Annotated in this window: 19 protein-coding genes; 9 read left to right on the forward strand and 10 right to left on the reverse strand. The window is 72.7% G+C overall.

Going from position 1 to position 23,137, the window contains the following annotated elements:
- Positions 1–152: 152 nt before the first annotated feature.
- Entirely contained in the window at positions 153–1,457 is a 1,305-nt protein-coding gene (locus FYW99_RS15310; protein WP_150252732.1) for a hypothetical protein, read from the forward strand.
- Positions 1,458–1,607: 150 nt separating this feature from the next.
- On the opposite strand, the gene FYW99_RS15315 is transcribed toward FYW99_RS15310, so the two are convergent.
- The 3 genes from FYW99_RS15315 to FYW99_RS15325 all read right to left on the reverse strand — a co-directional run bounded on the left by FYW99_RS15315 (position 1,608) and on the right by FYW99_RS15325 (position 3,655).
- Positions 1,608–2,150: an RDD family protein gene (locus FYW99_RS15315; protein ID WP_223839052.1), complete on the reverse strand. Its 543-nt coding sequence runs from the start codon at positions 2,148–2,150 to the stop codon at positions 1,608–1,610.
- Positions 2,151–2,564: 414 nt separating this feature from the next.
- The gene (greA, locus tag FYW99_RS15320; protein WP_017568294.1) at positions 2,565–3,065 is read right to left on the reverse strand and encodes a transcription elongation factor GreA; all 501 of its coding nucleotides are present in this window, start codon (positions 3,063–3,065) and stop codon (positions 2,565–2,567) included.
- Between the two features lie 137 nt (positions 3,066–3,202).
- Complete coding sequence (locus FYW99_RS15325; protein WP_150252734.1) at positions 3,203–3,655, reverse strand: DUF4307 domain-containing protein; 453 nt, start codon at positions 3,653–3,655, stop codon at positions 3,203–3,205.
- 155 nt (positions 3,656–3,810) lie between these two features.
- Between FYW99_RS15325 and mca the strand changes: the two genes are divergently transcribed.
- The 3 genes from mca (at position 3,811) to FYW99_RS15340 (ending at position 7,179) form a co-directional block, all read left to right on the forward strand.
- Entirely contained in the window at positions 3,811–4,689 is an 879-nt protein-coding gene (gene mca, locus FYW99_RS15330) for a mycothiol conjugate amidase Mca (protein ID WP_017568292.1), read from the forward strand.
- Between the two features lie 5 nt (positions 4,690–4,694).
- Positions 4,695–4,964, forward strand: coding sequence for a hypothetical protein (locus FYW99_RS15335; protein WP_150252735.1), 270 nt, complete (start codon positions 4,695–4,697; stop codon positions 4,962–4,964).
- A 181-nt stretch (positions 4,965–5,145) separates the two neighbouring features.
- Complete coding sequence (locus FYW99_RS15340; RefSeq protein ID WP_150252736.1) at positions 5,146–7,179, forward strand: thioredoxin domain-containing protein; 2,034 nt, start codon at positions 5,146–5,148, stop codon at positions 7,177–7,179.
- Between the two features lie 8 nt (positions 7,180–7,187).
- On the opposite strand, the gene FYW99_RS15345 is transcribed toward FYW99_RS15340, so the two are convergent.
- Entirely contained in the window at positions 7,188–8,558 is a 1,371-nt protein-coding gene (locus FYW99_RS15345; RefSeq protein WP_150252737.1) for a serine/threonine-protein kinase, read from the reverse strand.
- A 313-nt stretch (positions 8,559–8,871) separates the two neighbouring features.
- Between FYW99_RS15345 and FYW99_RS15350 the strand changes: the two genes are divergently transcribed.
- From FYW99_RS15350 to FYW99_RS15360, 3 genes are all read left to right on the forward strand, one after another.
- Complete coding sequence (locus FYW99_RS15350; protein ID WP_150252738.1) at positions 8,872–9,483, forward strand: RNA polymerase sigma factor; 612 nt, start codon at positions 8,872–8,874, stop codon at positions 9,481–9,483.
- 93 nt (positions 9,484–9,576) lie between these two features.
- Complete coding sequence (locus FYW99_RS15355; protein WP_017568287.1) at positions 9,577–10,338, forward strand: isoprenyl transferase; 762 nt, start codon at positions 9,577–9,579, stop codon at positions 10,336–10,338.
- Positions 10,339–10,596: 258 nt separating this feature from the next.
- On the forward strand, positions 10,597–11,943 hold the full coding sequence (locus FYW99_RS15360) for a PhoH family protein (protein ID WP_150252739.1): 1,347 nt from the start codon (positions 10,597–10,599) through the stop codon (positions 11,941–11,943).
- Positions 11,944–12,045: 102 nt separating this feature from the next.
- Here the strand turns inward: FYW99_RS15360 and FYW99_RS15365 are convergent, their stop codons facing one another.
- Positions 12,046–15,465 carry an SCO7613 C-terminal domain-containing membrane protein gene (locus tag FYW99_RS15365; protein WP_150252740.1) on the reverse strand — a complete coding sequence of 1,140 codons (3,420 nt, stop codon included), beginning with the start codon at positions 15,463–15,465 and terminating at the stop codon, positions 12,046–12,048.
- Between the two features lie 414 nt (positions 15,466–15,879).
- On the opposite strand from FYW99_RS15365, the gene FYW99_RS15370 reads away from it, so the two are divergent.
- Entirely contained in the window at positions 15,880–16,590 is a 711-nt protein-coding gene (locus FYW99_RS15370; RefSeq protein WP_150252741.1) for an aggregation-promoting factor C-terminal-like domain-containing protein, read from the forward strand.
- A gap of 58 nt (positions 16,591–16,648) precedes the next feature.
- Positions 16,649–17,290, forward strand: coding sequence for an aggregation-promoting factor C-terminal-like domain-containing protein (locus FYW99_RS15375; RefSeq protein WP_190394674.1), 642 nt, complete (start codon positions 16,649–16,651; stop codon positions 17,288–17,290).
- Positions 17,291–17,425: 135 nt separating this feature from the next.
- Here FYW99_RS15375 and FYW99_RS15380 read toward each other — a convergent pair whose 3' ends face one another.
- The 5 genes from FYW99_RS15380 to FYW99_RS15400 all read right to left on the reverse strand — a co-directional run bounded on the left by FYW99_RS15380 (position 17,426) and on the right by FYW99_RS15400 (position 23,000).
- On the reverse strand, positions 17,426–19,450 hold the full coding sequence (locus tag FYW99_RS15380; RefSeq protein WP_150252743.1) for a serine/threonine-protein kinase: 2,025 nt from the start codon (positions 19,448–19,450) through the stop codon (positions 17,426–17,428).
- Positions 19,451–19,668: 218 nt separating this feature from the next.
- On the reverse strand, positions 19,669–21,057 hold the full coding sequence (locus tag FYW99_RS15385) for a class II fumarate hydratase (RefSeq protein ID WP_150252744.1): 1,389 nt from the start codon (positions 21,055–21,057) through the stop codon (positions 19,669–19,671).
- 300 nt (positions 21,058–21,357) lie between these two features.
- On the reverse strand, positions 21,358–21,948 hold the full coding sequence (locus tag FYW99_RS15390) for a DUF1707 SHOCT-like domain-containing protein (RefSeq protein WP_150252972.1): 591 nt from the start codon (positions 21,946–21,948) through the stop codon (positions 21,358–21,360).
- A gap of 219 nt (positions 21,949–22,167) precedes the next feature.
- Positions 22,168–22,596, reverse strand: coding sequence for an RNHCP domain-containing protein (locus FYW99_RS15395; RefSeq protein ID WP_150252745.1), 429 nt, complete (start codon positions 22,594–22,596; stop codon positions 22,168–22,170).
- Positions 22,593–23,000, reverse strand: coding sequence for an RNHCP domain-containing protein (locus tag FYW99_RS15400; RefSeq protein WP_150252746.1), 408 nt, complete (start codon positions 22,998–23,000; stop codon positions 22,593–22,595). Before FYW99_RS15400 ends, FYW99_RS15395 begins: the two co-directional genes overlap by 4 nt.
- Positions 23,001–23,137: the final 137 nt, after the last annotated feature.

Raw genomic sequence — 23,137 nt, forward strand, 5'->3', positions numbered from 1 at the left:
GCCTGCTTCAGGAACAGGCTTCGCCGTATTCCCAAGTCGGACTTTTGCCGCCATAACACCGACACCCGGCACGGGCTGCTTGAGTGCGTTCGTGTCAGGTTGCTTACTGGGAGTGTCCATTCCGGTGACTCCACGTGTTTGGTAGGGCGGGAATGTCCCACACAAGGCGCGGGCGCGCCACCAGCACAGCGAAGACCCTGGCGTCCCTGGGCGCTCTCGTCCTCCTCACGCCCCTGACCCCGGCCCCGGCGCTCGCGGAGGACGGTTGGCTGCGACAGGAGCCGGGCTCCGCCGACCGGATCGGCCTGGTCCTGGAGTCCGGAACGCTGCGCCTGGACGGCGACGCGGGCCACGGATCCGGCACCGTGGCCCGGCGGGGGGCGGTACCCCGGCGCAGCGGCCTGGCGGTCTTTCCCCCGCAGCCGCTGGACGCACCGGCCGACACCGTGGACGTGCGGGTGCGGACGGACGGCGGCCCCGGTGAGGTGGACACCGAGCTGCGCGGCGGCCGGACCGGCGGGGCGTGGACCGAGTGGCACCCCGTCGGGACCGGGCGGGTGACGCTGCCGCACGAGGTCGCGCGGGTGCAGCTGCGGGTGCGGGTCAGCGGGGAGGAGACCGGACTCACGGACCTGCGGATCCGCCCGCTGGAGGAGGACGGGGAGCCGCCGCAGGGCGGTGACGCCGGAGAGCCCGACGACCACGCCGACCACGCCGAACCGTTCTCGGCCATCCTCTTCGCCACCCGTATCGGCCTGGTCGGCAGCACCACCGCCAACGGCCACAGGATCCGCGAGAACGACCACTTCGCCGCCCTGCCCTCGCGCCGGGGCCTGGCGGTCCGGGGCGGTGGCGAGTACACCGTCCGGGTGTGCACCACCGGCGCCCTGGGCCCCGAGGGGCGGGGCGACACCGAGAACCACCGGCCGCGCTGCGCCTACCTGCCGGTGTGGGACGTGGGGCCCTGGAACACCAGGGACGACCACTGGAACGCCGAACGCGAGTCCTGGCCCGACCTGGCACGCGGGCGCCCGCAGGCGCAGGCGGCCTACACGCTGGGACACAACGGCGGTCTCGACGGGTTCGGGCGCAGGGTGCGCAACCCGGCGGGTATCGATCTGGCCGACGGAGCGTTCCGGCAGGGGCTGGAACTGCCCACCAACGGATGGGTGCGGGTCGACTACCTGTGGACCGGCGAGTACCGGAGGCGCGCGCGGATCACCGCGGCCGACCAGCGGCACCCCGTGGTCGTGCGCGGGGGGCCGGGGCTGGAGCACGAGCCGGTGGGCCTGGCCGCGCACAGCGCCGACGTCGACGTGGCCTGCCAGGCCGTCGGCGACGTGATGGCGGGGACGTTCGGGACGAGTCGCGCCTGGTACCGGATCGGGGAGGGCGACTACGTCCCGGCCGTGTTCGCCGACGGCGGGACCGACGCCCCGGCCTGTGCGGAACCGTGAGGCGGGGTGTGGGGCGCGGGACGGAGCGTCGGCGGTGTGCGGGCAGCACGGGGCGGACGGGGCGGGGACCCCCCTTTACCACGCTAGGCTGCGGCGGACCCGCGTCGGAAGGGGGAGTTCCCGTCTGTGGACAACCCGGCGGCGGGCGGCTCAGGTGCGGATGACCACGGTCCCGGCGACCCGGTCGTGCAGGGCGCGCCTCTCGTCGCCGAGCGCCGCCATGGACTCGGCCAGCGTGAAGACGTGACCCACGACAGGCAGGGACTGGGGGAGGCCGAAGAACGCGGAGCGGCCCATCGCCTGCCCCTGGCCGAGCCTGCCGCCGTCGGCGGCGCTGACCACCTTGATCCCGACCATCATCTTGCCGAGCGTGCGCCCCCAGGTGACCAGGTACAGCCAGTCGTAGAAGAACAGCAGCAGACCCCACCCGAACACGAACAGCAGGGCCCACAGCGTGCCCTCGGCGTCGGTGGTCTGCTCGCTACCGGTCAGGATCACCGTCACGACGGCCATGAGGACGAAGAACACGAACGCGGCGATCACCACGAGGACGTAGTCGATGACGCGGGCGGCCAGGCGGCGGCCGAACGTGGCCTTCTCCCGTACCGGACCCGGCACCGGACCCGGGAACGCACCCTGTCCCGGCACCCCCTGTCCCGGCACCCCCTGAGCGGGCAGGCCCTGCCCAGGCATGCCCCATCCGGCACCGGGCGGGAGAGCGCCCTGGCCGGGCGCGGGGCCGCCGGGGCCCCATCCCCCGCTCGGGGGCGGGTACGCACCGGGACGGGGTTCCTGGGGATTCCAGTAGGGCGAGGACATGTCGGCAGGGGATCCCTCGGTTCGTCGGATCGGCGGCCTGGGGAAGCCGCCGTGGGAGTGTGCTTCGAGATTACGACGTGGGGGACCCTCCGCAGGATCCCTCGTCGGGACCCCCGATCCGGGCGCGGGCGCGCGGGCCTCCCCGGTCCCGATCCGGACGCCGGGGTCCCGATGCGGGCGCGGAGGCGGCCAACGTCCGCCCCGAACACGGAGGGGGCGCCCCGGCGAGGGGCGCCCCCAAAGCGGCGGGGGCGGTCGGACACCGCCCCCGTGATCGCCGAACCGCTGCTACATGCCGGTGTAGGGTACGGCGTCGATGATCTCGACCCCCAGGCTCTTGCCGTTGGGCAGCGTGTAGCTGACGTTCTCCCCCACGCGCTTGCCGTTGATGGCGGAGCCCAGCGGCGACTTCGGGGAGTACACGTCGATGGGAGAGCCGCTCTCCTCGCGGGAGGCGAGCAGGAAGGTGACCTCGTCGTCGTCCCCGTCGAACTTGACGGTGACGGTCATGCCGGGGCCGACCACGCCCTCGGTGTGGGGCGCCTCGCCGACCCGCGCGGTGCGCAGGATCTCGGTGAGCTGAAGGATGCGGGCCTCCATCTTGCCCTGCTCCTCCTTGGCGGCGTGGTAACCGCCGTTCTCCTTGAGGTCGCCCTCTTCCCGGGCTGACTCGATCTTCTCCGCGATCTCGATGCGCCCACTCCCCGACAGGTGGTCCAGCTCGGACTTGAGCCGGTCGTACGCCTCCTGGGTGAGCCAGGTGACGTTGTCATCGCGGGTCTGGGTCACGGGAACTCCTTGTGTACTAGTAGCAAAGGCCACCAGGCGGCCAGAGCTGAACTTACGAGAATATCACCGTGCGTCGTGACACACGGGTTCCCGCGGTTCGGCGGTGCCTCCGGAGCCGGGCTAAGGGGCTCGGTGGATCAGTCCTGCGAACCTTGTTCCCTGCACGAGGCCACTTCTACCGTGGCGGCCTGACGAACCGTCTCAACGGTCGTGGTGACCATCCGGTTCCCGGCCTCGGCCTCGGAACGCGTCTGGCCCACCTCGACGAGCTGTTCGTCCAGCGCCACGATCAGGCACTCGGCGCCGTTCCTGCTGTTCACCTCATAGCTGATGGTGGCCTCCTCGGGCGTGGGCGCCGAGAACGTGACCACCTGGTGGTACACGCCACCGCCCAGACCGCTGAAGCTCATCACGGAATAGCCCCAGCCGACCGCGCACACCACCGCGAAGAGGGTGGCGATGACGAAGAAGACGGGTCCGTTCCCGTGGCGCTTGCGCAGCGCGGGAGCGGTACTGGCCGAGGAGTCGGCCGCTGTGTCGGCCGTGGTGTCGGCGCTCTTCACGGCGTCTTCCTCCGGGGTCGGCTGCATCGGGAATCTCCGAACAAGGGGACGGTGTTGTCTAAGATATCCCCGACCTGACAGCCTCCCCACGCGCCCCGCGCGGAAGTCGTCCGAGCCTGTGTACGGGGGGAGCCGGACGGCCGCGCCCCCGCGTCCGTCCACCTAGTCAAGGAGACCCTTCGTTGTCCGAGCGCCTGCGGCTCATGGCCGTTCATGCCCACCCCGATGACGAGTCCAGCAAGGGCGCGGCCACCATGGCCCGCTACGTGGAGGAGGGCGTCGACGTGCTCGTTGTCACCATGACAGGTGGCGAGCGCGGCGACATCCTCAACCCCGCGATGGAGCGTCCCGACATCCGCGAGAACATCGCGCAGGTGCGCCGAGAGGAGATGGAACGGGCCAGGGAGATCCTCGGCGTCCAGCAGGAGTTCGCCGGGTTCGTCGACTCCGGCCTGCCCGAGGGCGACCCGCTGCCGCCCCTGCCCGAGGGCTGTTTCGCCACCCTTCCGGTGGAGGAGGGCGCCGCACCCCTCGTGGAGTCCATCCGCCGGTTCCGGCCGCACGTCATCCTCACCTACGACGAGAACGGCGGTTACCCGCACCCCGACCACATCATGACCCACAAGGTGTCGATGCACGCCTTCGACACCGCGGGCGACCCCGACGCCTACCCGGACGCGGGAGACCCCTGGCAGCCGCTCAAGCTGTACTACTTCGTCTCCTTCCCGCCCGAGCGGTTCGAGGCCCTGGCCGACGTGCTGGCCGCGCGCGGCCTGGAGAACCCCTTCGAGGAGTGGATGAAGCGGATCGGGGACCGCGACCGCCCCCGCTGGGAGATCACCACGCGCGTGCACTGCAGCGAGTACTTCGACGTCGCCGACGAGGCGCTCAAGGCGCACGCCACCCAGGTGGACCCCAACGGGTTCTGGTTCGCCGTGCCCAACGAGGTCGTCGCGGAGGCCTGGCCGAGTGAGGACTACCACCTGGTGCGCTCGCTGGTGGACACCGAGGTCCCTGAGAAGGACCTCTTCGCGGGTGTCCGAGAAGCAGTGAGAGTATGAGCGGTATGAACACCCTTCTCACGTCCGCGACGGTGCTGGCGAGCGACTTCGAGCTCGACAGGGACACCGTGACGCCCGGTGTGCTCGGCTTCCTCGTCATCTTCGTCATCGGCGTCGGGCTGTACTTCCTCATGCGCAGTCTCATGGGCAAGCTCCGCGCCCTGCCCAAGGACGACGACTTCGGTGCGAGGACCGCGGCCTCCGACGACGGATCTGCCGACGCGGAGCGGGTCCCCGCTGAGGCCTCGGCCGAGGACGCCGCCCCGCGGACCTGAGGGACCGTTCCCGCCCTGCCCCCGCGGGAGGGCGGGCCCGGCGCACCGTCCCGGGCCGACCGCTCCGGGCCGCTCCAGTGCCCGCAGGACGGGGCAGCCCGACCTCCTCCCGGGCGGTGGGCCCCGCCCCGCTCCGGCGGGTGCGCGGCGTCCCATCGCCCCGGATGGCAGAGTTGGGGACATGTCCAACCGCCTGAGCGACGCGACCAGCCCGTACCTGTTGCAGCACGCCGACAACCCCGTGGAGTGGTGGCCCTGGGGTGAGGAGGCCCTCGCCGAGGCGCGTCGGCGCGACGTGCCCCTCCTCGTCTCCGTCGGTTACGCCGCCTGCCACTGGTGCCACGTGATGGCCCACGAGTCCTTCGAGGACGAGGCGACCGCGGCCCTGATGAACAGCCTTTTCGTCAACGTCAAGGTGGACCGCGAGGAGCGCCCCGACGTCGACGCCGTGTACATGGAGGCGACCCAGGCCATGACCGGCCAGGGCGGCTGGCCCATGACCGTGTTCGCCACCCCCGACGGAGCCCCGTTCTACTGCGGCACCTACTTCCCGCGCGAGCACTTCCAGCGCCTGCTGCGGGGGGTGGCCGACGCCTGGCGGGACCAGCGCACCGAACTGGTCGACCAGGGCGCGCGCGTGGTGGAGGCGCTCAGCGGCCCGCGCACCCTGGCCGCCGCGCCGCCGCCCTCCGCGGACCGGCTCGACCTGGCCGTCCGCGCGCTGGTGCGCGACTACGACAGCGCCCACGGCGGTTTCGGCACCGAGCCCAAGTTCCCGCCGTCGATGCTGCTCTCCTTCCTCACCGCGCAGGACGAGCGCACCCGGCCCCTGCAGAGCGCGGACGAGTCCACGCCCGCCTGGCTCATGGCCAGCGGCACCGCCCTGGCGATGGCGCAGGGCGGCATGTACGACCAGCTCGGCGGCGGTTTCGCCCGCTACTCCGTGGACCGCGAGTGGACCGTGCCGCACTTCGAGAAGATGCTGTACGACAACGCGCTGCTGCTGCGCGCCTACACCCGGATGGGCCGCCGCCCCTCGGGGCCGGGGGTCTCCGACGCCGCCACACACGTCCTGCTGCGCCGGATCGCCGGGGAGACCGCCGACTGGATGCTGCGCGACCTGCGCACTCCCGAGGGCGGGTTCGCCTCCGCGCTGGACGCCGACAGCGAGGGCGAGGAGGGCACCTACTACGTGTGGACGCCCGCCCAGCTGCGGGAGGTCCTGGGCGAGGAGGACGCCGCCTTCGCCGCCGAGGTGTTCGGCGTGACCGAGGAGGGCACCTTCGAACGCGGCGCCTCCGTGCTCCAGCTGCCCGTCCCGCCCGCCGACGCCTGGCGCTACCAGCGGGTCCGCGAGGCCCTGCTGGCGGCCCGTGCCGAGCGGGTCGCCCCCGCGCGCGACGACAAGGTGGTGGCCGCCTGGAACGGTCTGGCGATCGCCGGGCTGGCCGAGGCCGGGGTGCTGCTGGAGCGGCCCGAACTGGTGGAGGCCGCCCGCGCGACCGCGGACCTGCTGCTGCGCGTGCACCTGCGGGACGGGCGCCTGGCCCGTACCTCCAGGGACGGGCGCGCGGGCACCAGCGCCGGGGTGCTGGAGGACTACGCCGACGTCGCCGAGGGGCTGCTCTCCCTGCACGGTGTGACCGGGGAGGCCCGCTACGCGCACGAGGCCGGGCGCCTGCTGGACACCGTCCTGGAGCGCTTCGGCGACGGCTCCGGCGGGTTCTACGACACCGCCGACGACGCCGAGCGCCTCTTCAACCGCCCCCAGGACCCCACCGACAACGTCACGCCGTCCGGCCGGTCGGCGGCGGCGTCCGCTCTGCTCTCCTACGCCGCGCTGACCGGCTCCGAGCGTCACCGCACGGCCGCCGAGGAGGCGCTGTCCCCGGTGGCGCTGCTGGCGGAGAAGGCCGCCCGGTTCGCCGGATGGGGCCTGGCCACCGGCGAGGCCCTCCTGACCGGGCCGCGCGCCGTCGCGGTGGTGGGCGACCCCGACGACCCGGGGACCGCGGAGCTGGTGCGCGCCGCGCTGGTCTGGGCGCCGCTGGGCACCGTGCTCTCACGCGGCGACGGCCGCGACGACGGCGGGGTGCCGCTGCTGCGCGACCGCGCGCCGGTGGGCGGGCGGCCGACCGCCTACGTGTGCGAGGGCTTCGTCTGCAAGCTCCCGGTCACCTCGCCCGAGGACCTGCGGGAGCAGCTGCTGGCCTGACGGGTGCCCTACCGCAGGTGCGTACCGGCGATGATCCGGTCCACCAGGTCGGGCCGGTAGCTCGGCTGGCGGATCTCCATGTACACGGTCGTGGGCTCGCCCGGCTCGTGCACGGCGGCGCTGCTCAGCGAACCGTTGCCGTGGCACTCGGGCCAGTCCCACACCGTGCCCTCCCAGGCCCCGGTGTCCAGCGGCCGCTCCTCGGGGGGGCTTTCGCACGGGTCGGCGCCGGCGATCCCGCTCAGGTCGGCGGGGCCCCGCACCACCGTCGCGTACACCCCGTAGGCCGCCGCCCCGGTGGAGTCCCAGTCCTCGGCGTCGGTCGCCACCAGCAGCCCCGGCCCCGCACCGGCCTCGGCCGCTGCCGGGCGGGCCTCCTGCGCGGTGTGGATCTCGTGGGCCCACACCGACGGCACCTCCATGTGGACCCCCTGCGCGGCGTCGTACACGGTGGTCAGGGACATCCCCGGCCTGCCGAGGGACCCGGAGAGGGTGACGCCCATCAGCGTCAGTGCCGTCACCAGGGCCGCCGCCCGCCGCCACGGCATGCGCAACCGCTGCCACCACGGCACGGCCGCCTTGGGCAGGTCGGGCGCCATACGGATGGTTCTGACCTGGTCGGTGAAGGTTTTGGCGTCCGCTGGACGGCTTTCCCGGTCCACCGAAAGTGCCGACAGAATGAGCTCGTCGAGCGCCGGGGGCAGACCTGGCCGGATCTGGCCAGGCGCCACCTTCACCGGCGGACGCGAGGGCGGACGGCCGGTGATGAGCTCGTAGGCCACCGCGCCCAGCGAGTACACGTCCGACCGGACGTCCAGGTCACCGCCGGGAATGCTCTGCTCGGGGGACATGTAGCCGGGGGTCCCGGCCGCAGCGGTGAAACCCGACGCCTCGTCGATCGACTTGGCGAACCCCAGGTCCGCCACCAGAACCCGCTGCCCCACGGGCGACGACTGGAGCAGCACGTTCGACGGCTTGATGTCGCGGTGGATCGTGCCGTGGTTGTGCAGCACCGTGATCCCCTGGCCGATCTCGGTCAGCAGCCGCAGGGCCTCGTCCAGGGGCAGTGTGCCCCGGTGGACGAGGTCGGCGACGCTTCCCTGGTCGGCGTAGGTCATCACCATGTAGGGCCGACCGTCGGGGAGCACGTCCACGTCGTGCACCGCCACCAGCCACGTGGAGTCGGTCTGGCGCAGGATGCGCGCCTCCTCCAGGAAGCGGTGCTGGATGTCCATCTGGTGCGCCCAGTTCTCGGCGAGTACCTTGATGGCCACCGAGTAGTTCAGGAGGTCGTCCTGCGCCAACCAGACCGTGGCGAAGGAACCCGACCCAAGGCGCCGGATGACGCGGTAGCGCCCGAAGGCCTCAGGTTGGCTCATCTCCGCCTCGGTCTGTGTCAGGGGTGAACACGCGGTCGTTGCCCACTAATACACCATCTGTACCTTCACATTGCCTCCCGCCGATATGATCCCCTCTCCGGGTGGCGCCGATGCCCTCGGGCCGTGGAGACTGGAGGGGGCCCGTCGGGCTCCGCGCCGTGCGCGGCGGCGAGAGGGCGACGATTTTTCGCGAGTGCGGATCCGGACCGGGGCCGTAGACGTCCCAGTGACGTGTGACCCTCGGACACAAGGGGCGCACCCGCGTCCGCAGCGGACGGCCGGATGTCTGCCGTCAGTCAGGGAGAGACCAGCCATGCGCAGTAGTGACCACGCAGACCACGAGGGGAGCCCCGCGCCGCGGCGCCGGGTGGCGAGCAATGTCGACGAGGAGCTGGAGGAGCTCGCGCGCAGGGCCAAGGCCGGAGACGCCATGGCCCTGGACGACCTGCTCCGGCGGATCCAACCCGAGGTGCTGCGCCGCTGCTCCCGCTTCCTGCCCTACCGGCAGGACGCCGAGGAGGCGTGCCAGGACGCGCTGCTGCGCGTGGCGCGCAAGATCGACAGCTTCAAGGGCGACTCCCTGTTCACCACCTGGCTGTACACCGTGGTGTCCAACTCCGCACGGCAGACCTACCGCTCGATGAAGCGGCGCTCGGCGGAGTTCCCCACCGAGGCCGAGCGCATGCCCCACCAGAGCGACCCCCGCACCACCAGCGTCATCGCCGGTTCCCGCATCGACCTGCTGGAGGCCCTCGACCAGCTGGAGAAGGACCGTCCCAACCTGGTGGCCCCCCTGGTCCTGCGCGACCTGTGCCAGATGGACTACAACGAGATCGCCTCCGAGCTCAACCTGGCCCTGGGCACCGTCAAGTCCCGCATCCACCAGGGGCGCAAGCACGTGCGCAAGTCCCTGGCCGTGACGTAGCCCCCCGCGGGCGAACTACGCTGGAAGCATCCCCGTCGGCACATCCTTTCCAGCGGTGTGCTGTTCCAGATCCAGCTCTGAGAGGTTTCGCCAATGGGGCTTCGTGACCCCCTGTACTGGCTCTACGAGCGGCGCCTGGAGCGTCGGCTGACCAGTCAGGAGATCCCCCGCCACGTCGGTGTCGCCATGGACGGCAACCGCCGCTGGGCCAAGGTCAGCGGGCTCGGCGCGGCCGAACAGGGCCACCAGGCGGGCGCGAACAAGATCTTCGAACTCCTGCGCTGGTGCGACGAGGTCGGCGTGCAGGTGGTCACGCTCTGGATGCTGTCCACCGACAACCTCACCCGGGACGAGTCCGAGCTGGGCCCGCTGGTGCGCATCATCGAGCAGACCATCGCCCGTCTGCGCGAGGAGGGGTGGAACACGCGGCCGGTCGGAGCCCTCGACATCCTGCCCGCCTCCACCGCCCAGGCGCTCAAGGAGGCGGAGACGGCCACATCCGGCAACCCCGGACTGGTTGTCAACGTCGCCGTCGGGTATGGAGGTAGACGTGAGATCGCTGATGCGGTTCGGTCCCTCCTCCAGGCGGAGGCGGCCAAGGGCACCGGTATCCAGGAGCTTGCCGAGCGCCTGGACATCGAGGACATCGCACGGCATCTCTACACGCGCGGTCAGCCTGACCCCGACCTGCTCATCCGCACGTCGGGGGAGCAGCGCCTGTCCGGCTTCATGCTGTGGCAGAGCGTGCACTCGGAGTTCTACTTCTGCGAGGTCTACTGGCCTGCCTTCCGCAGGGTGGACTTCCTGCGTGCACTGCGCTCGTACGGCGCGCGCAACCGCCGCTACGGATCCTGACCCTTCGAAGCCCTACCCCTTAACGCGGAGTTCACCGCGCGGAGGGAGAGGTCCCTTGGAAACGGGAGCACGGACGCGTAGCGTCGGAAGTAACGGGTGGCGTTCGTCCACCCGTTCGGGAGGCCCCGTCTCATTGATCTCCTCCGCCCTCGCGGAACGTCAACGAGGAGGGCCGGACCCGGCCCTCGCGGGCCAGGTCCCGGTCCTCCATGATCCCGTGACAGTAGGGCGCCCCAGCGGTGCCCAAGGGGAGAACGAGTGGCTAGTTCCTCGACCGATCGCCGCGACACCCAGTCCCCCGACCCCCGTACGGAGGTAGGCCAGGACGGACGCGTCTACGTGCTCGACACCAGTGTCCTGCTCGCCGACCCGGCCGCCATGAGCCGGTTCGCCGAACACGAGGTCGTCATCCCCGTGGTGGTGATCACCGAGCTGGAGAGCAAGCGTCACCACCCGGAGCTCGGGTACTTCGCTCGCCACGCGCTGCGCCGCCTGGACGACCTGCGGGTCGCCCACGGCCGTCTGGACGTCCCGGTACCGGTGAACGACCTCGGCGGCACGCTGCGGGTGGAGCTCAACCACAGCGATCCGCAGATCCTGCCGGCGGGCTTCCGGCTCGGCGACAACGACACCCGGATCCTCACGGTGGCCCGCAACCTCCAGGAGGAGGGCGGGGACGTCGTGCTGGTGAGCAAGGACCTCCCGATGCGGATCAAGGCGTCCTCCATCGGGTTGGTCGCCGACGAGTACCGGGCCGAACTGGCCATCGAGCACGGCTGGACGGGCATGGCCGAGATGGACGTGCCCGCGCACCAGATCGGCGAACTGTTCACCAGCGGTGAGAGCGACATCGAGGAGGCTCGCGAGCTCCCCTGCCACACCGGGCTGGTGCTGGTCTCCGAGCGCGGCAAGGCGCTCGGCCGGGTCCAGCCCGACAAGTCGGTGAAGCTGGTGCGCGGCGACCGCGACGTGTTCGGTCTGCACGGCCGCAGCGCCGAGCAGCGCGTGGCCCTGGACCTGCTCACCGACCCCGAGGTGGGCATCGTCTCCCTGGGCGGGCGCGCGGGTACCGGCAAGTCGGCGCTGGCGCTGTGCGCCGGTCTGGAGGCCGTCCTGGAGCGCCGCCAGCACCGCAAGGTGATGGTGTTCCGGCCGCTGTACGCGGTCGGCGGCCAGGAGCTGGGTTACCTGCCCGGGAGCGAGAACGACAAGATGACCCCGTGGGGTCAGGCGGTGCACGACACCCTGTCCGCGGTGACCAGCGAGGAGGTCATCGAGGAGATCGTGGACCGGGGGATGCTGGAGGTCCTCCCGCTCACCCACATCCGCGGCCGCTCGCTGCACGACGCGTTCGTGATCGTGGACGAGGCGCAGTCCCTGGAGCGCAACGTCCTGCTCACCGTGCTCTCCCGCCTCGGCCAGAACTCGCGGGTGGTGCTCACCCACGACATCGCCCAGCGCGACAACCTGCGCGTGGGCCGCCACGACGGCGTGGTCGCGGTGATCGAGAAGCTCAAGGGCCACCCCCTGTTCGCGCACGTCACCCTGACCCGGTCCGAGCGGTCGCCGATCGCCGCCCTGGTCACGGAGATGCTGGAGAACTGACGCGGTACCGCGGCGGGCCCGTCCAGCCGGACGGGCCCGCCGCCCCGTGGAGCTCCTCGGTGGACCGCCGGCCCGCGCTCCACGGGCGTGCGGTCGAGCCTTTCAGCGCATCCCCGACACCAGGCGCCCCAGACGCCGCAGCCGTTCCAGGCTCGCCTCGTAGCGGGCGCCGATCACCAGCAGGAGCACACCCGCGACGGCGAACGGCACCCAGTTCGGCACCAGGCGGGTCAGGTCCCACAGCGGCGGCCCGAACGCCCGCAGCGAGGTCGCCACCAACACCAGTCCGCCCGTCAGCAGGACCGCCTGGAGCCGTCGGCGCAGGCCCCACACGGTCACCGCCAGACCCAGCACGAGCACGGCGGGCACCCGCCACACCATGCCGTCCTCCGCCAGCACCAGCACGACGGTGGGCAGGAACAGCAGCGCCAGGCCGCCGCCGTGGGCGGCCCAGCTCGACGGCGGTTCGGCCGCCCTGCGGCTCCACTCCCAGCCCACGGCCAGTGCCGCGAGGGCGGGCGGCACCGTGTACGCCTCGGGCACGGCCACGTCCCACGCGGAGAGCACCGTCCACAGCGCGGCCAGCATCAGCAGCGCGCCCACCAGAGCGAACCAGCGCCGGTCCGGCCGCGCGGCGGTCGCCAGCGCGACGACCCCGGCCACGGCCAGCGCCAGCGCGACCAGCTCCAGCCGCGCCCCCGCCGCCACGGTGACGACCAGCGAGATCGCCGCCCACACCCAGGCGGGGACCTCCGCCGCCGGTACGAGCGGACCGCGCAGCCGCGGCGCGGCCACGGCCACCGCGGCGACCATCGCGATCGGCGCCAGCGCCGCGTACTCCACCGGAGCACCCAGCACCAGGGGCAGCGCGAGCGCGAACCCTCCCGTCGCCGCCGTCGCCACCGCCGTGGCGCCGACCGCCGCGACGGAGGTCCGGGCCAGGGCCGAGACCACCGCGGCGACCACCGCGACCCCCATCAGGGCGCCCGTGGCCGCGTGCTCCTGGACCAGCGCCCAGCCCGCACCGAGCAGCAGGGTGAGGAGTCCGGTCAGCCCCGCCAGCCAGCCGAGCCGCCCGTCCCGGGTCAGCGCCGACCACAGAGCCAGGGCCGAACCCACCGCGAACACCCACAGCAGGGCGCCGAGGAACGGCGCGTCCAGGACCAGGGGCAGTGCGACGAGCGCGGGCGGAGCGGCGAGCACCGCCGCGGCCGCCGTCCGCCCGCGGTCGAGCAGGGCGACCAGGGCCACCGCCACCGCACCGGCCAGCAGCATCCCGACCGCCGTCACGACCGCCTCCGCCGGGCCCGCCACGCGGTGGAGCCCCAGGACGGAGTAGGCGGGGTCGCCCAGCGCCCGCACGGGCGCCGCCCACGGCCCGTACGCGCCGGACAGCAGCGGCAGGCCGGGGCTGTGCCCCCGCCCGACCAGCAGCGGGGCGGACGAGAGCAGGAGCAGCCCGACCACGGTGAACACCGGCCGTGGGTCGCCCCCGGCACCGCCCGTCGCCGGGAGGGGGGTCCGTCCGAGCACCACGGCGTTCGCCCCGGCCGCCAGCGCGCAGGCGGCCAGCAGCCACCACGCCGGAGGCGGCACGGTGTCCGATACCACGAGGCCGAGTCCGAAGAACGCGCCGGTCAGCAGGGCCAGCGCCCACAGGAGCAGACCGGTCGCGTAGAGCGCGGCGGGACGGCCGGACCGGCGGTACGGCAGCAGCGCGACCAGGACCGCCGCCTCCACGAGCACGAGGGCGACCAGGGAGGTGTACTGGTCCGGGAGCGACCACAGGCCGCCGGTGAGCAGGGTCAGGGTTCCGGTGAGCGCGGGCACCCAGGCGCCGGTCCGACGCGGTGACAGGGCCGTGGCCAGGACCAACGCGGCGCCGACCAGGAGGACGCAGACCACGGCCACCGCGTGCGGCGGGTCCAGCAGGTGCACGACCGTCAGCAGGGTCGGGGGAACGGTCAGGGCGACGGCGGGCAGCAGCGCCCGGCGGCGCAGCAGGAACACCGCTCCCAGGGACAGTACGGCGCAGACCAGCACGGCGACCAGGTGGAACCGGGCGTCCGGAGGGGCCGTCGTCGGCAGACCCAGCACGCCGGACACCGGTGCGGTCGGTGGGCCGCCGTTCCACAGGTGCAGGGGCACCCTGGGCAGCGCGGGCAGGTGTGCGGGTCCGGCGGCCAGCGGCGCCATCCCCAGGACCAGCAGGGCGATGACCAAGGGCACCCCGGAGGCGGCACCGCCGCCGGGAGCTCCGGTACCGCTCGGAACGCCCGGGCCAGCGGCACCGCCCGCAGCGCCCGCGGGACCGGGGCCCTCCGGGACGCGGGACAGCGGGCCGCGGGCCAGCAGCAGACCGGTCACGCCCGACAGCAGCAGGGCGACGGCCACGAACCACCAGGCTCCGATGTGGTCGACGCCCGCGGCGGAGGCGGCCAGGACGAACGCCGTGTACAGCAGCGCCAGAACCATGGTCAGCACCCACAGCACGGTCGCGCTGACGCGGAGGGTGCGCGCGGGGAGGCCCGTACGGGGCGGTCCGAACCACCGGGCCAGGAGCAGGTCGACGAGCCCGGTCGCGGAGAGGACGGGCAGCAGCCAGGACCAGAGGCCGGGGGAGCCGGACGCCACCACCAGCAGGACGGGAACCGGTTGCAGGAGCAGGACGGCCAGGACGCGCGGCGTCCTCAGCGGCACGAGCAGCGGATAGGACGCCAGCAGCGCGCCGATGACGACCAGCGCGGCCGCGGTGTAGCCGGGCCCGCTCCCGAGCCGCTCCGACATCAGCAGCCACAGCGCGAGGGCGTCGACGCACAGCAGCACGGCGGCCAGGCAGCCGAAGGTCTCCGCGGTCGCCCTGAGGCCGCGCCGGTGCAGCGGCAGGGCCAGGACGGCGAAGGCCGCCGTGGTGAGCCCGAGGACCCCGGCGCGGGCGCCGGTGCCCATGTCGCTCCACGTCCAGATGGCGAAGACCAGGGCCGCGATGCCGACGAGCACGCCGCCCAGCCCGAGGATGAGGTTCTGCGCCGAGCGGCGGGTGACCTCCCCGGGCGGCCCGGACGCGACCCGTGAGGGCTGGAACCGCCCGCCCGGCACCTGCGCGCCGGGCGCCCACCCGGCCGGGGACCGTCCGTACGCGTCCCGGCCGACCGGAGTCCGTTCGGCGGGAAGCCGTCCGGCCGGAGCCCCCGCGGCCGGGCCGCGCGCCGACGCGTACGGGGCCTGCCCGTCCGCGAGCCCGGGAGCGGGCCCGGATCCGGAACCGGCCGGGGTCGCGCCCCGGTCCGACTCCTCGCGCAGCAGCGCCACGACGGCGGCCCGCTCCTCGCTCAGGTTCCGCTTACGGCTGTCGAGCAGCGCGATCTCCGTGTCGATGTGCCACAGCCGCTGGGCGGTGGAGCCGACGAGCAGGAGCCCGCACCGCTGGCAGGTCCGGGGCCGCGCGGGGAGCGGGGCGCGACAGTCCGGGCACCTGAGCCCGGGGCCCGCGGGGGACGGCGGGGATCCGTGGACGTTCATGGCGCCATCCTGACCCCCGGAGCCGTCCGCGCACATCCGTACGGGTACTCAGGCACACCGTTCCCGGTGTCCTCCGTCTCCTTCCAGGAGACGTGGAGACCCCCGCCACAGCACCGGAGGCTTGGTCGCTACTTGACTCTGCGTGTCGATGTGCAGGTCAAAGCACTGCATTCCGGATGCATTCCGTGATGTGATCCAAGACATAGCAAAACTGGCGTTACTTCATCGTGACGATGATGCAGGCTGAACCCGCTGCACGAACATCCCCTCCCACGTGGGAACCCGCGCCGCGGTCGGTCGAACGGCTAGTCCCTTCCCTCGCGCGCACCACCCCGGGCCACGTGGTCAGCGGCGGCGAACTCTCACACACGCGGATCCCGTCGGGCGCGTGTGCGTCTACGCGAAAGGGCGATTTTGCTACTCAACCTCATCTCACTGCGACATGCGGGCGCCGTCGGCGCCGCGGCCCTCGTCGCGGGCGGCACGTTCTCGGTCGCCGCGTTCGCCCAGAGCGACGCGATCGACCCCGGCCAGCTCAGCTCCGCCGCGGTGGTCCCCGACCAGCAGTCGGCGGCGGGCGGTGACGGCGAGCCCGAGGACTTCTTCGCCGCGCAGCCCGAACAGGGCGACCAGGAGCGGGAGGCCCAGCGCGAGGAGAACCTGGAGCAGGCCAGGGTGGCCGTCGACGAGGCCGTCCGCGCCGACAGCGGGACGGCCAGCGACATCCCCGAACCCGAGCCCGAGCCCGAGGAGGAGCCCGAGGCCGACACCTCCGGCGGCTCCGACTCCTCCGGCGGCGGCTCCGCCGGATCGGCCCCCTCCGGCGACCCCAAGGAGATCGCCCTCCAGATGGTCCTGGACGAGGGCTGGGCCGCCAGCGAGTTCCACGACTGCCTCGAACCCCTGTGGGAGAAGGAGAGCAACTGGAACCACACGGCCGAGAACGCCAGTTCGGGCGCCTACGGCATTCCGCAGGCCCTGCCCGGCGACAAGATGGCCTCCCACGGCTCCGACTGGCAGACCAACCCCGCGACCCAGATCGCCTGGGGCATCGACTACATCAAGGACCGCTACGGGAACCCCTGCGGCGCCTGGTCCCACTCCCAGTCCAACAACTGGTATTAATAGGGCTTTCCCTGCCAATAACCCCCTCTTGGGAAAGGCAATCGTGCTAATCAACCGAATGTCGCTGCGTAGTACGGCGGCGGTCGGTGCGGCGACTCTCGTCGCGGGTGCGACCTTCGCCGTCACCGCGTTCGCGGACGACGGCATCGATCCGGACACGGTGGCCAGCGCCGCCATTCCGGAGGCCGAGGAACCCGCCGCCGACACCGAAGCCGGGGAGGAGGCGTTCTTCTCCGAGCAGTTGTCCCCGGAAGAACTCCAGACCCTGCGCAGCCAGGCTCAGGAGCAGCGTGACGCGGCCCTCACCGAAGGGGTCCTGACGGCCCAGGTCGAGGGAAGCGACATCGAGGAGGAGGAAGAAGAGGAGGAGGAAGAGGAGGAGACTCCCGTCTTCACCGGCGACCCCAAGGGCACCGCCCTCCAGATGGTCCTGGACGAGGGCTGGGCCGCCAGCGAGTTCCACGACTGCCTCGAACCCCTGTGGGAGAAGGAGAGCAACTGGAACCCCAGCGCGCAGAACCCCACCTCTCCCGCGTACGGCATCCCCCAGGCCAACCCGGGCAGCAAGATGGCCTCCCACGGTTCCGACTGGGAGACCAACCCCGCGACCCAGATCGCCTGGGGCATCGACTACATCAAGGGCCGTTACGGCACTCCCTGTGAGGCCTGGGCCCACTCCCAGTCCATCGGCTGGTACTGATCCGCCCGGGGCGTCCACGCCTCCGCCGACGGACGCCTCCTCCGGAACGTACGGAAGACGCGGGGGCCGTTCCCCTCCGGAACGGCCCCCGTCCCGTTCGGTGCCCACGCCCGCCGAGACCGCCGGGCGGCGCGCTCACAGCTTCGGGTCGAACGACTCCATGACGTCCTCGGGCAGGTCGTCGTAGTAGTCGGCGTCCTCACGCGGAACGTTCACGCTGACCAGGTAGAACACCCGGTCGCCCTCGTACTCGGAGCTGACCGCGTAGGCCCAGAAGCGCCGTTCCTGGCTCGCCCAGGTCTCGTTGGTGAAGTCGGACTCCACCATGGCGACGTCCCAGCCCTCCTCGAAGTCGCCGTCGTCGAACTCCTCCAGCTCCAGCTGCGTGTAGTCGGCGGTGACGTCACCCTCGACCTTCGTCCCGCCGTTGCTCTCCTCCAGGTACTCCGCGCTCGTCCCGGTGAACTCCTGCTCGGTCCAGCCGGTCACCCACACCTGGTGGTCACCGCCCGGCGCGACGAACACCGCCAGCGTGTTCTCGATCTCGCTGTCGTCCACCTGCCACCCGGCCGGGTAGTCCACGTGGAACCACTGCGACTGGAAGGTCTCCAGATCGTCGTAGGACGGCGGCTCCCCGTCCTCGTCCCCGCTCTCGCCGCCCGTCTGGCCGCCGTCGCCGCCCCGGCCCTCACCGCCGCTGCCGACACCGCCCTCGTCCCCGCCGACCGAGGTGGAGGGCTCGGCCGGGGGCCTCGCGCCCTCGGACGCCGACAGCGCCTCGGAGGCGCCGCCCTCGGCCTCGGCGCCCGCGAGCAGGGTCGCGCCGACCACGGCCACGCCGCTGATCAGAGCGAGGACCACCACCGCGGCGCCCACACCGATGAGGAGCCTGGTGTTCCCCGAACCCGGGCGCGTGCCGCCGTGACCGCCCGAGTGGAGCGGGACACCGGGAGCCCCGGGCCCTCCGGGGCCACGGCCCGTGCCGCCGTGACCGCTTCCCGCGGAGTGGGTCGACCGGTGCTGGTAGGCCGGGTGGTGCCCGTGCGGGAAGGGCGTCGCGGGCGTCACCGGGTTCGCCGGTCCGCCCCGCGGTACGCCCGGCCCCGTCATCGGGCCCTGCGGCAGCGGGGTCCGCGTGTGGGGGTAGCCGCCCTGCGGCCCCGTGCCGGGATAGCCGCCGCTCGGCGCGTGGTGGGGGTTCTGCGGGCCGCTGACACCAGGGGCCGTGTGCGGTCCGCCGCCGAAGGCCGGGGCTCCGACTCCGAAGGCGCCCGCTCCCGCGGCTCCCACGGCACCCGCCGCACCGGGGCCGCCGCTGCCGTCGCCGCCCGGGTTCGGTCCGCCGCGCTCGCGCAGCAGCGCCAGCGCCTCGTCCACGTTCAGCCTGCGGTCCGGGTCGCGTTCCAACAGGCCTGAGATGATCGGCTCCAGCCACCCGGCGCGCGTCATCGGCGGCAGCGGAGCGGACATCACCGCCGCGATCGCCGCGGTGAGGCTGTCGCGGCGGAACGGGGAGGTGCCCTCCACCGCCGCGAACAGGGTCACACCGATGCTCCACAGGTCGCCCCGGTGCTCGGCCGGGCCGCCCGACAGCCGCTCGGGCGGCATGTACTCGGGGGAGCCGATCAGCGCGCCGGTACGGGTGATGCTCGGCCCGCCCTCCATCGTGGCGATGCCGAAGTCGGTGAGGATCACCCGGCCGTCCAGGGACGTCATGATGTTGCCCGGCTTGATGTCGCGGTGCAGGACCCCGGCCGCGTTCGCCGCCCGAACGGCGCGCAGCAGCGACTCGGCGATCTCCGCGACCTCGTCCGGCGGCAGGGCGCCCCGCTCGTTGAGCCGGTCCTGGAGGGACCCGCCCTCGACCAGCTCCATGACCACCCACGGGTTGCCGTCGTACTCGAAGACGTCGTGGATGGTGATCACCGTGGGGTGGCTGATCCGTGCGGCGGAGCGAGCCTCGCGCCGGACCCGGCCGTGCGCGTCCGCGCGCTCGGAGTCGGTGAAGTGGTCGGGAAGCAGCACCTGCTTGATCGCGACGTCGCGGTCCAGCGTCGGGTCGAAGGCCTCCCAGACCACCCCCATGCCGCCGCGGCCGAGTTCACGGCGCAGGACGTAGCGGTCCGCGACGATGCGTTCACTGTCGCTGTTGCTCGACATGTACTGCCCTCTCGAAGGCGGGCTTCCAAGGTGCTCTGTTCAAGGATGTCGGACGCCTTCCGCGCGCGGAAGGTTCCTGGCCGAGGCCCTCCGCGGCCGGGAGGGGCACAACCGCGACCCACGCGTACCGTGCGCCCCGACCGGTACACGACCGTCCCGACCGGCACACGGAAGGGGCACCCCGTGCGCGGGGTGCCCCGTGGTGCGACGGGTCCGGACTACTGGGAGTTGGTCATCCGCAGCACGTCGAGGGCCTCGTCCAGCTGCGCCTCGGTGAGCTTGCCGTCCTGGACGTAGCCGCGCTCGATGACCACCTCGCGGATGGTCTTCTTCTCCTTCAGCGACTGCTTGGCGACCTTGGAGGCCTCCTCGTAGCCGATGTAGCGGTTGAGCGGGGTCACGATCGACGGCGAGGACTCGGCGTAGACGCGGCACTGCTCGGCGTCGGCCTCGATCCCGGACACGCAGCGGTCCGCGAACACGCGCGAGACGTTGGAGAGCAGGCGGATCGACTCCAGCACGTTGCGGGCGATCATCGGCAGCTGCACGTTCAGCTCGAAGTTGCCGCTCGCGCCGCCGAAGGCCACCGCGGCGTCGTTGCCGACGACCTGCGAGGTCACCTGGAGCATGGCCTCGCACAGGACCGGGTTGACCTTGCCCGGCATGATCGAGGAACCCGGCTGGAGGTCGGGCAGGAGGATCTCGCCCAGGCCGGTGGTCGGACCCGAGCCCATCCAGCGGATGTCGTTGGCGATCTTGGCGAAACCGACCGCGATGGTCCGCAGCTGGCCGGACAGCTCGACCAGGCCGTCGCGGGCGCCCTGCGCCTCGAAGTGGTCGCGGGCCTCGGTCAGCGGCAGGCCGGTGTGCTCGGCGATCTCGGCGATGACCCGGGCGGAGAAGCCCTCGGGGGTGTTGATGCCGGTGCCCACGGCGGTGCCGCCCAGCGGCAGCTCGGCCACGCGCGGCAGGACGGCCTCCAGGCGCTCCACGCCGTAGCGCACCTGGGCGGCGTACCCGGCGAACTCCTGGCCCAGGGTGACGGGGGTGGCGTCCATGAGGTGGGTGCGGCCGCTCTTGACCACGGAGGCGAACTCGGTCGCCTTGGCGCTGAGCGCCTCCTCCAGGTGCCGCAGCGCCGGGACCAGGTCGTTCTGGACGGCGGAGGTGGCGGCGATGTGGATGGAGGAGGGGAACACGTCGTTGGAGGACTGCGACGCGTTGACGTGGTCGTTGGCGTGCACGGGAGCCCCGAGGCGCTCGGTGGCCAGCGTCGCGACGACCTCGTTGGTGTTCATGTTGCTGGAGGTGCCCGAGCCGGTCTGGAAGACGTCGATCGGGAACTCGTCGTTCCACCTGCCCTCGGCGACCTCCAGGGCGGCCTCCCGGATCGCCTTGCCCAGGTCGTCGCTGATGACGCCGAGCTCGGCGTTGACCTTGGCCGCGGCGGCCTTGATCTGGCCGAGGGCGGCGATGTGCGCGCCCTCCAGGCCCTGGCCGGAGATCGGGAAGTTCTCGACGGCACGCTGCGTCTGGGCCCTCCACTTGGCCTCGGCCGGAACCCTGACCTCACCCATCGAGTCGTGCTCGATACGGAACTCGCTCATTGCAACCCAACTCTCCCTGGGAAAACCTGTGAGCCCCAGACTGCCAGACGCACCGGAGCACACCGCCACCTCACCCGGGGTTGGCGGTGTTGCGCGCGTCATGTTGACACCGCCGCCGTCCGCTGTGCCCGGGCGGCGGTCCTCGCAGGTCGGTGCGGGTCCGGTGCGGCCCACGGCGGCTCCGGGGGTGTGCGGGGCGGGACCGGCGAGGTGTGCCGGTCGGCCCGCGGGGCCTCCTCGGGGACGGGGTGGACCAGGGTGTGCCGGTCGGCCCGCGGCGGCACCGTGCGGGCCGCGGGGTCAGGCCCCGATGCCGCGTCGGCGCTCGCGGCGGCGCCATCCCAGGAGGCGGCGCCTCCTGGGTGTGCGCACGCGTACCACGCCGAACAGGGAGAACCCGTCGATCTCCAGCACCGGGGGGTGGGACAGCTCGGAGCGGCGCGCGGTGGTGGTGCGCCTGCCCAGGAACGACCAGCCGGTCAGCCGCACCTCGACGCCCTCGGGGACGTCGATCTCCACGCGGCCCAGGACGGCGGTCACGGTCATCCGGTGGTGGTTGTGCATCAGGAGCGCCTCGCGCATGTCCACCTCGACCCTGCCGACCAGCGCCACGGCCAGCTCGTTCGGATAGGCCACCCAGCGGCCCCTGCGCTCGGCGCTGCCGAACAGGCCCAGGACGGGCTGGCGGTCCAGACGGATGGGCTGCTGCTCGGCGGGGAGGAGGTCGGCGGTGATCCCGGGCAGCTCGCCGAGGGTCCGGGCCTCGTGCGCGAGGGAGGAGCGCTCCTCGAACTCCTCCAGGTCCAGGCGGCCGTCGGCGGCGGCATCGCGCAGGACCCGCAGGACCCGTTCGCGGTCGGTGTTGGAGGCGCGGAGCCGATCGGGGGACACTTCCTCACTCACACCGCCCACATTAGGCCAAACCCCGGAACGGTCGCCCGTCCGTGGACCACCGCGCGTCGGTGGCGTCCGGGGAGCGCTCCGCGCTGGCTTGCCCGGGAGGCGCCCCGCGTCGGTCCGCCCGGGAGCACACCGTGCCGGTCCGCCCGGGGAGCGTGGCGCGCCGGACCCGGGCGGGACGGGAGCCGCACGGCCCCGCCCCGCCCGCCGCTACAGGTCCATCAGCGCCCGCCTGGCGACCGCGTCGGAGGCGGCGGCCAGCGGCCGGACCGCCACCCTGACCAGTGCACGGGCGTTGTCGTCGCCCGCCACGCGGTTGGAGCCGAGCTCGCCGCACCGCACACAGCGGTGGACGATCATCCACTCCCCGTCCGGTCGCGCCGCCATGCTCAGCGCGTCCATCGCGCCCCGGCAGTCGGACGCGCGGTCGCCGGGGAACCGCAGGTCCACGTGCAGGCTGGCCAGGCAGTGCGGGCAGTGGTTGCGGTGGGCCGTCCCCGGCGCGCGGGCCGGGATCTCCAGGCGGCACCGCACACAGCGGAACGAGCCCGCGCCGCCCGCCTCTCCGTGGGCGTGCAGCACGGTCTTGGGGCGCTGGGGACGCCTGGGGACACGGGTGTTGCGTCGGCCCACGCTCACACCTCCCCGAACAGGTCGAGCGGGAAGGGCGGTTCGGCCAACGGCCGGACCGCGATCCGCATGAGGACGAGGTGGTTGTCGTCCGGTGAGACGGCGCTCTCGGACATCTCGTCGCACACGCCGCAGCGGTGGATGAGCGTCCAGGCTCCGCCGCGCGGGACCGCGACGGAGATCGGCGCCATGCGCCCGCCGCAGTCGGAGGCGCCGCCCCCGACCCGGTCCAGGACGTGGCGGGAACTCAGACAGCTCGGGCAGTGGTCGCGCGGTTCCCCCTCGGGACCGAGGAGGGACACGGACAGACCGCAGCGCACGCAGGCGAAGGCGCCGGCGCGCGGAACGGAGTCGGAGCGGTGGCCTGAGCCAGCGCGTCGGCCGGAACGGCCGGAGGAATCGGTGGTGGACACCCGGAGGTACTCCTTGCTGGAAACGGTGACAGACAGCAGGGAGCAGGCCGAGCGCTTCTCGACGGAAGGGGCGTGGCCGCCTCAGGTACCCGGGGACCGGGTACGGCGGTGGCCCGCGTGACTGTCAGGCGCGCTCG

Source organism: Nocardiopsis deserti, assembly GCF_008638355.1.
GTDB classification, from domain to species: Bacteria; Actinomycetota; Actinomycetes; order Streptosporangiales; family Streptosporangiaceae; genus Nocardiopsis; species Nocardiopsis alborubida.

Excerpts from the sequence above, each read along its gene's own strand:
- FYW99_RS15350 (WP_150252738.1), top strand. The coding sequence starts at position 8,872 with ATGCGCAGTAGTGACCACGCAGACCACGAGGGGAGCCCCGCGCCGCGG.
- FYW99_RS15355 (WP_017568287.1), top strand. The coding sequence starts at position 9,577 with ATGGGGCTTCGTGACCCCCTGTACTGGCTCTACGAGCGGCGCCTGGAG.
- FYW99_RS15335 (WP_150252735.1), top strand. The coding sequence starts at position 4,695 with ATGAACACCCTTCTCACGTCCGCGACGGTGCTGGCGAGCGACTTCGAG.
- FYW99_RS15315 (WP_223839052.1), bottom strand. The coding sequence starts at position 2,150 with ATGCCTGGGCAGGGCCTGCCCGCTCAGGGGGTGCCGGGACAGGGGGTG.
- FYW99_RS15325 (WP_150252734.1), bottom strand. The coding sequence starts at position 3,655 with ATGCAGCCGACCCCGGAGGAAGACGCCGTGAAGAGCGCCGACACCACG.
- FYW99_RS15385 (WP_150252744.1), bottom strand. The coding sequence starts at position 21,057 with ATGAGCGAGTTCCGTATCGAGCACGACTCGATGGGTGAGGTCAGGGTT.
- FYW99_RS15375 (WP_190394674.1), top strand. The coding sequence starts at position 16,649 with ATGTCGCTGCGTAGTACGGCGGCGGTCGGTGCGGCGACTCTCGTCGCG.
- FYW99_RS15345 (WP_150252737.1), bottom strand. The coding sequence starts at position 8,558 with ATGAGCCAACCTGAGGCCTTCGGGCGCTACCGCGTCATCCGGCGCCTT.
- FYW99_RS15365 (WP_150252740.1), bottom strand. The coding sequence starts at position 15,465 with ATGAACGTCCACGGATCCCCGCCGTCCCCCGCGGGCCCCGGGCTCAGG.
- FYW99_RS15380 (WP_150252743.1), bottom strand. The coding sequence starts at position 19,450 with ATGTCGAGCAACAGCGACAGTGAACGCATCGTCGCGGACCGCTACGTC.
- FYW99_RS15340 (WP_150252736.1), top strand. The coding sequence starts at position 5,146 with ATGTCCAACCGCCTGAGCGACGCGACCAGCCCGTACCTGTTGCAGCAC.
- FYW99_RS15310 (WP_150252732.1), top strand. The coding sequence starts at position 153 with ATGTCCCACACAAGGCGCGGGCGCGCCACCAGCACAGCGAAGACCCTG.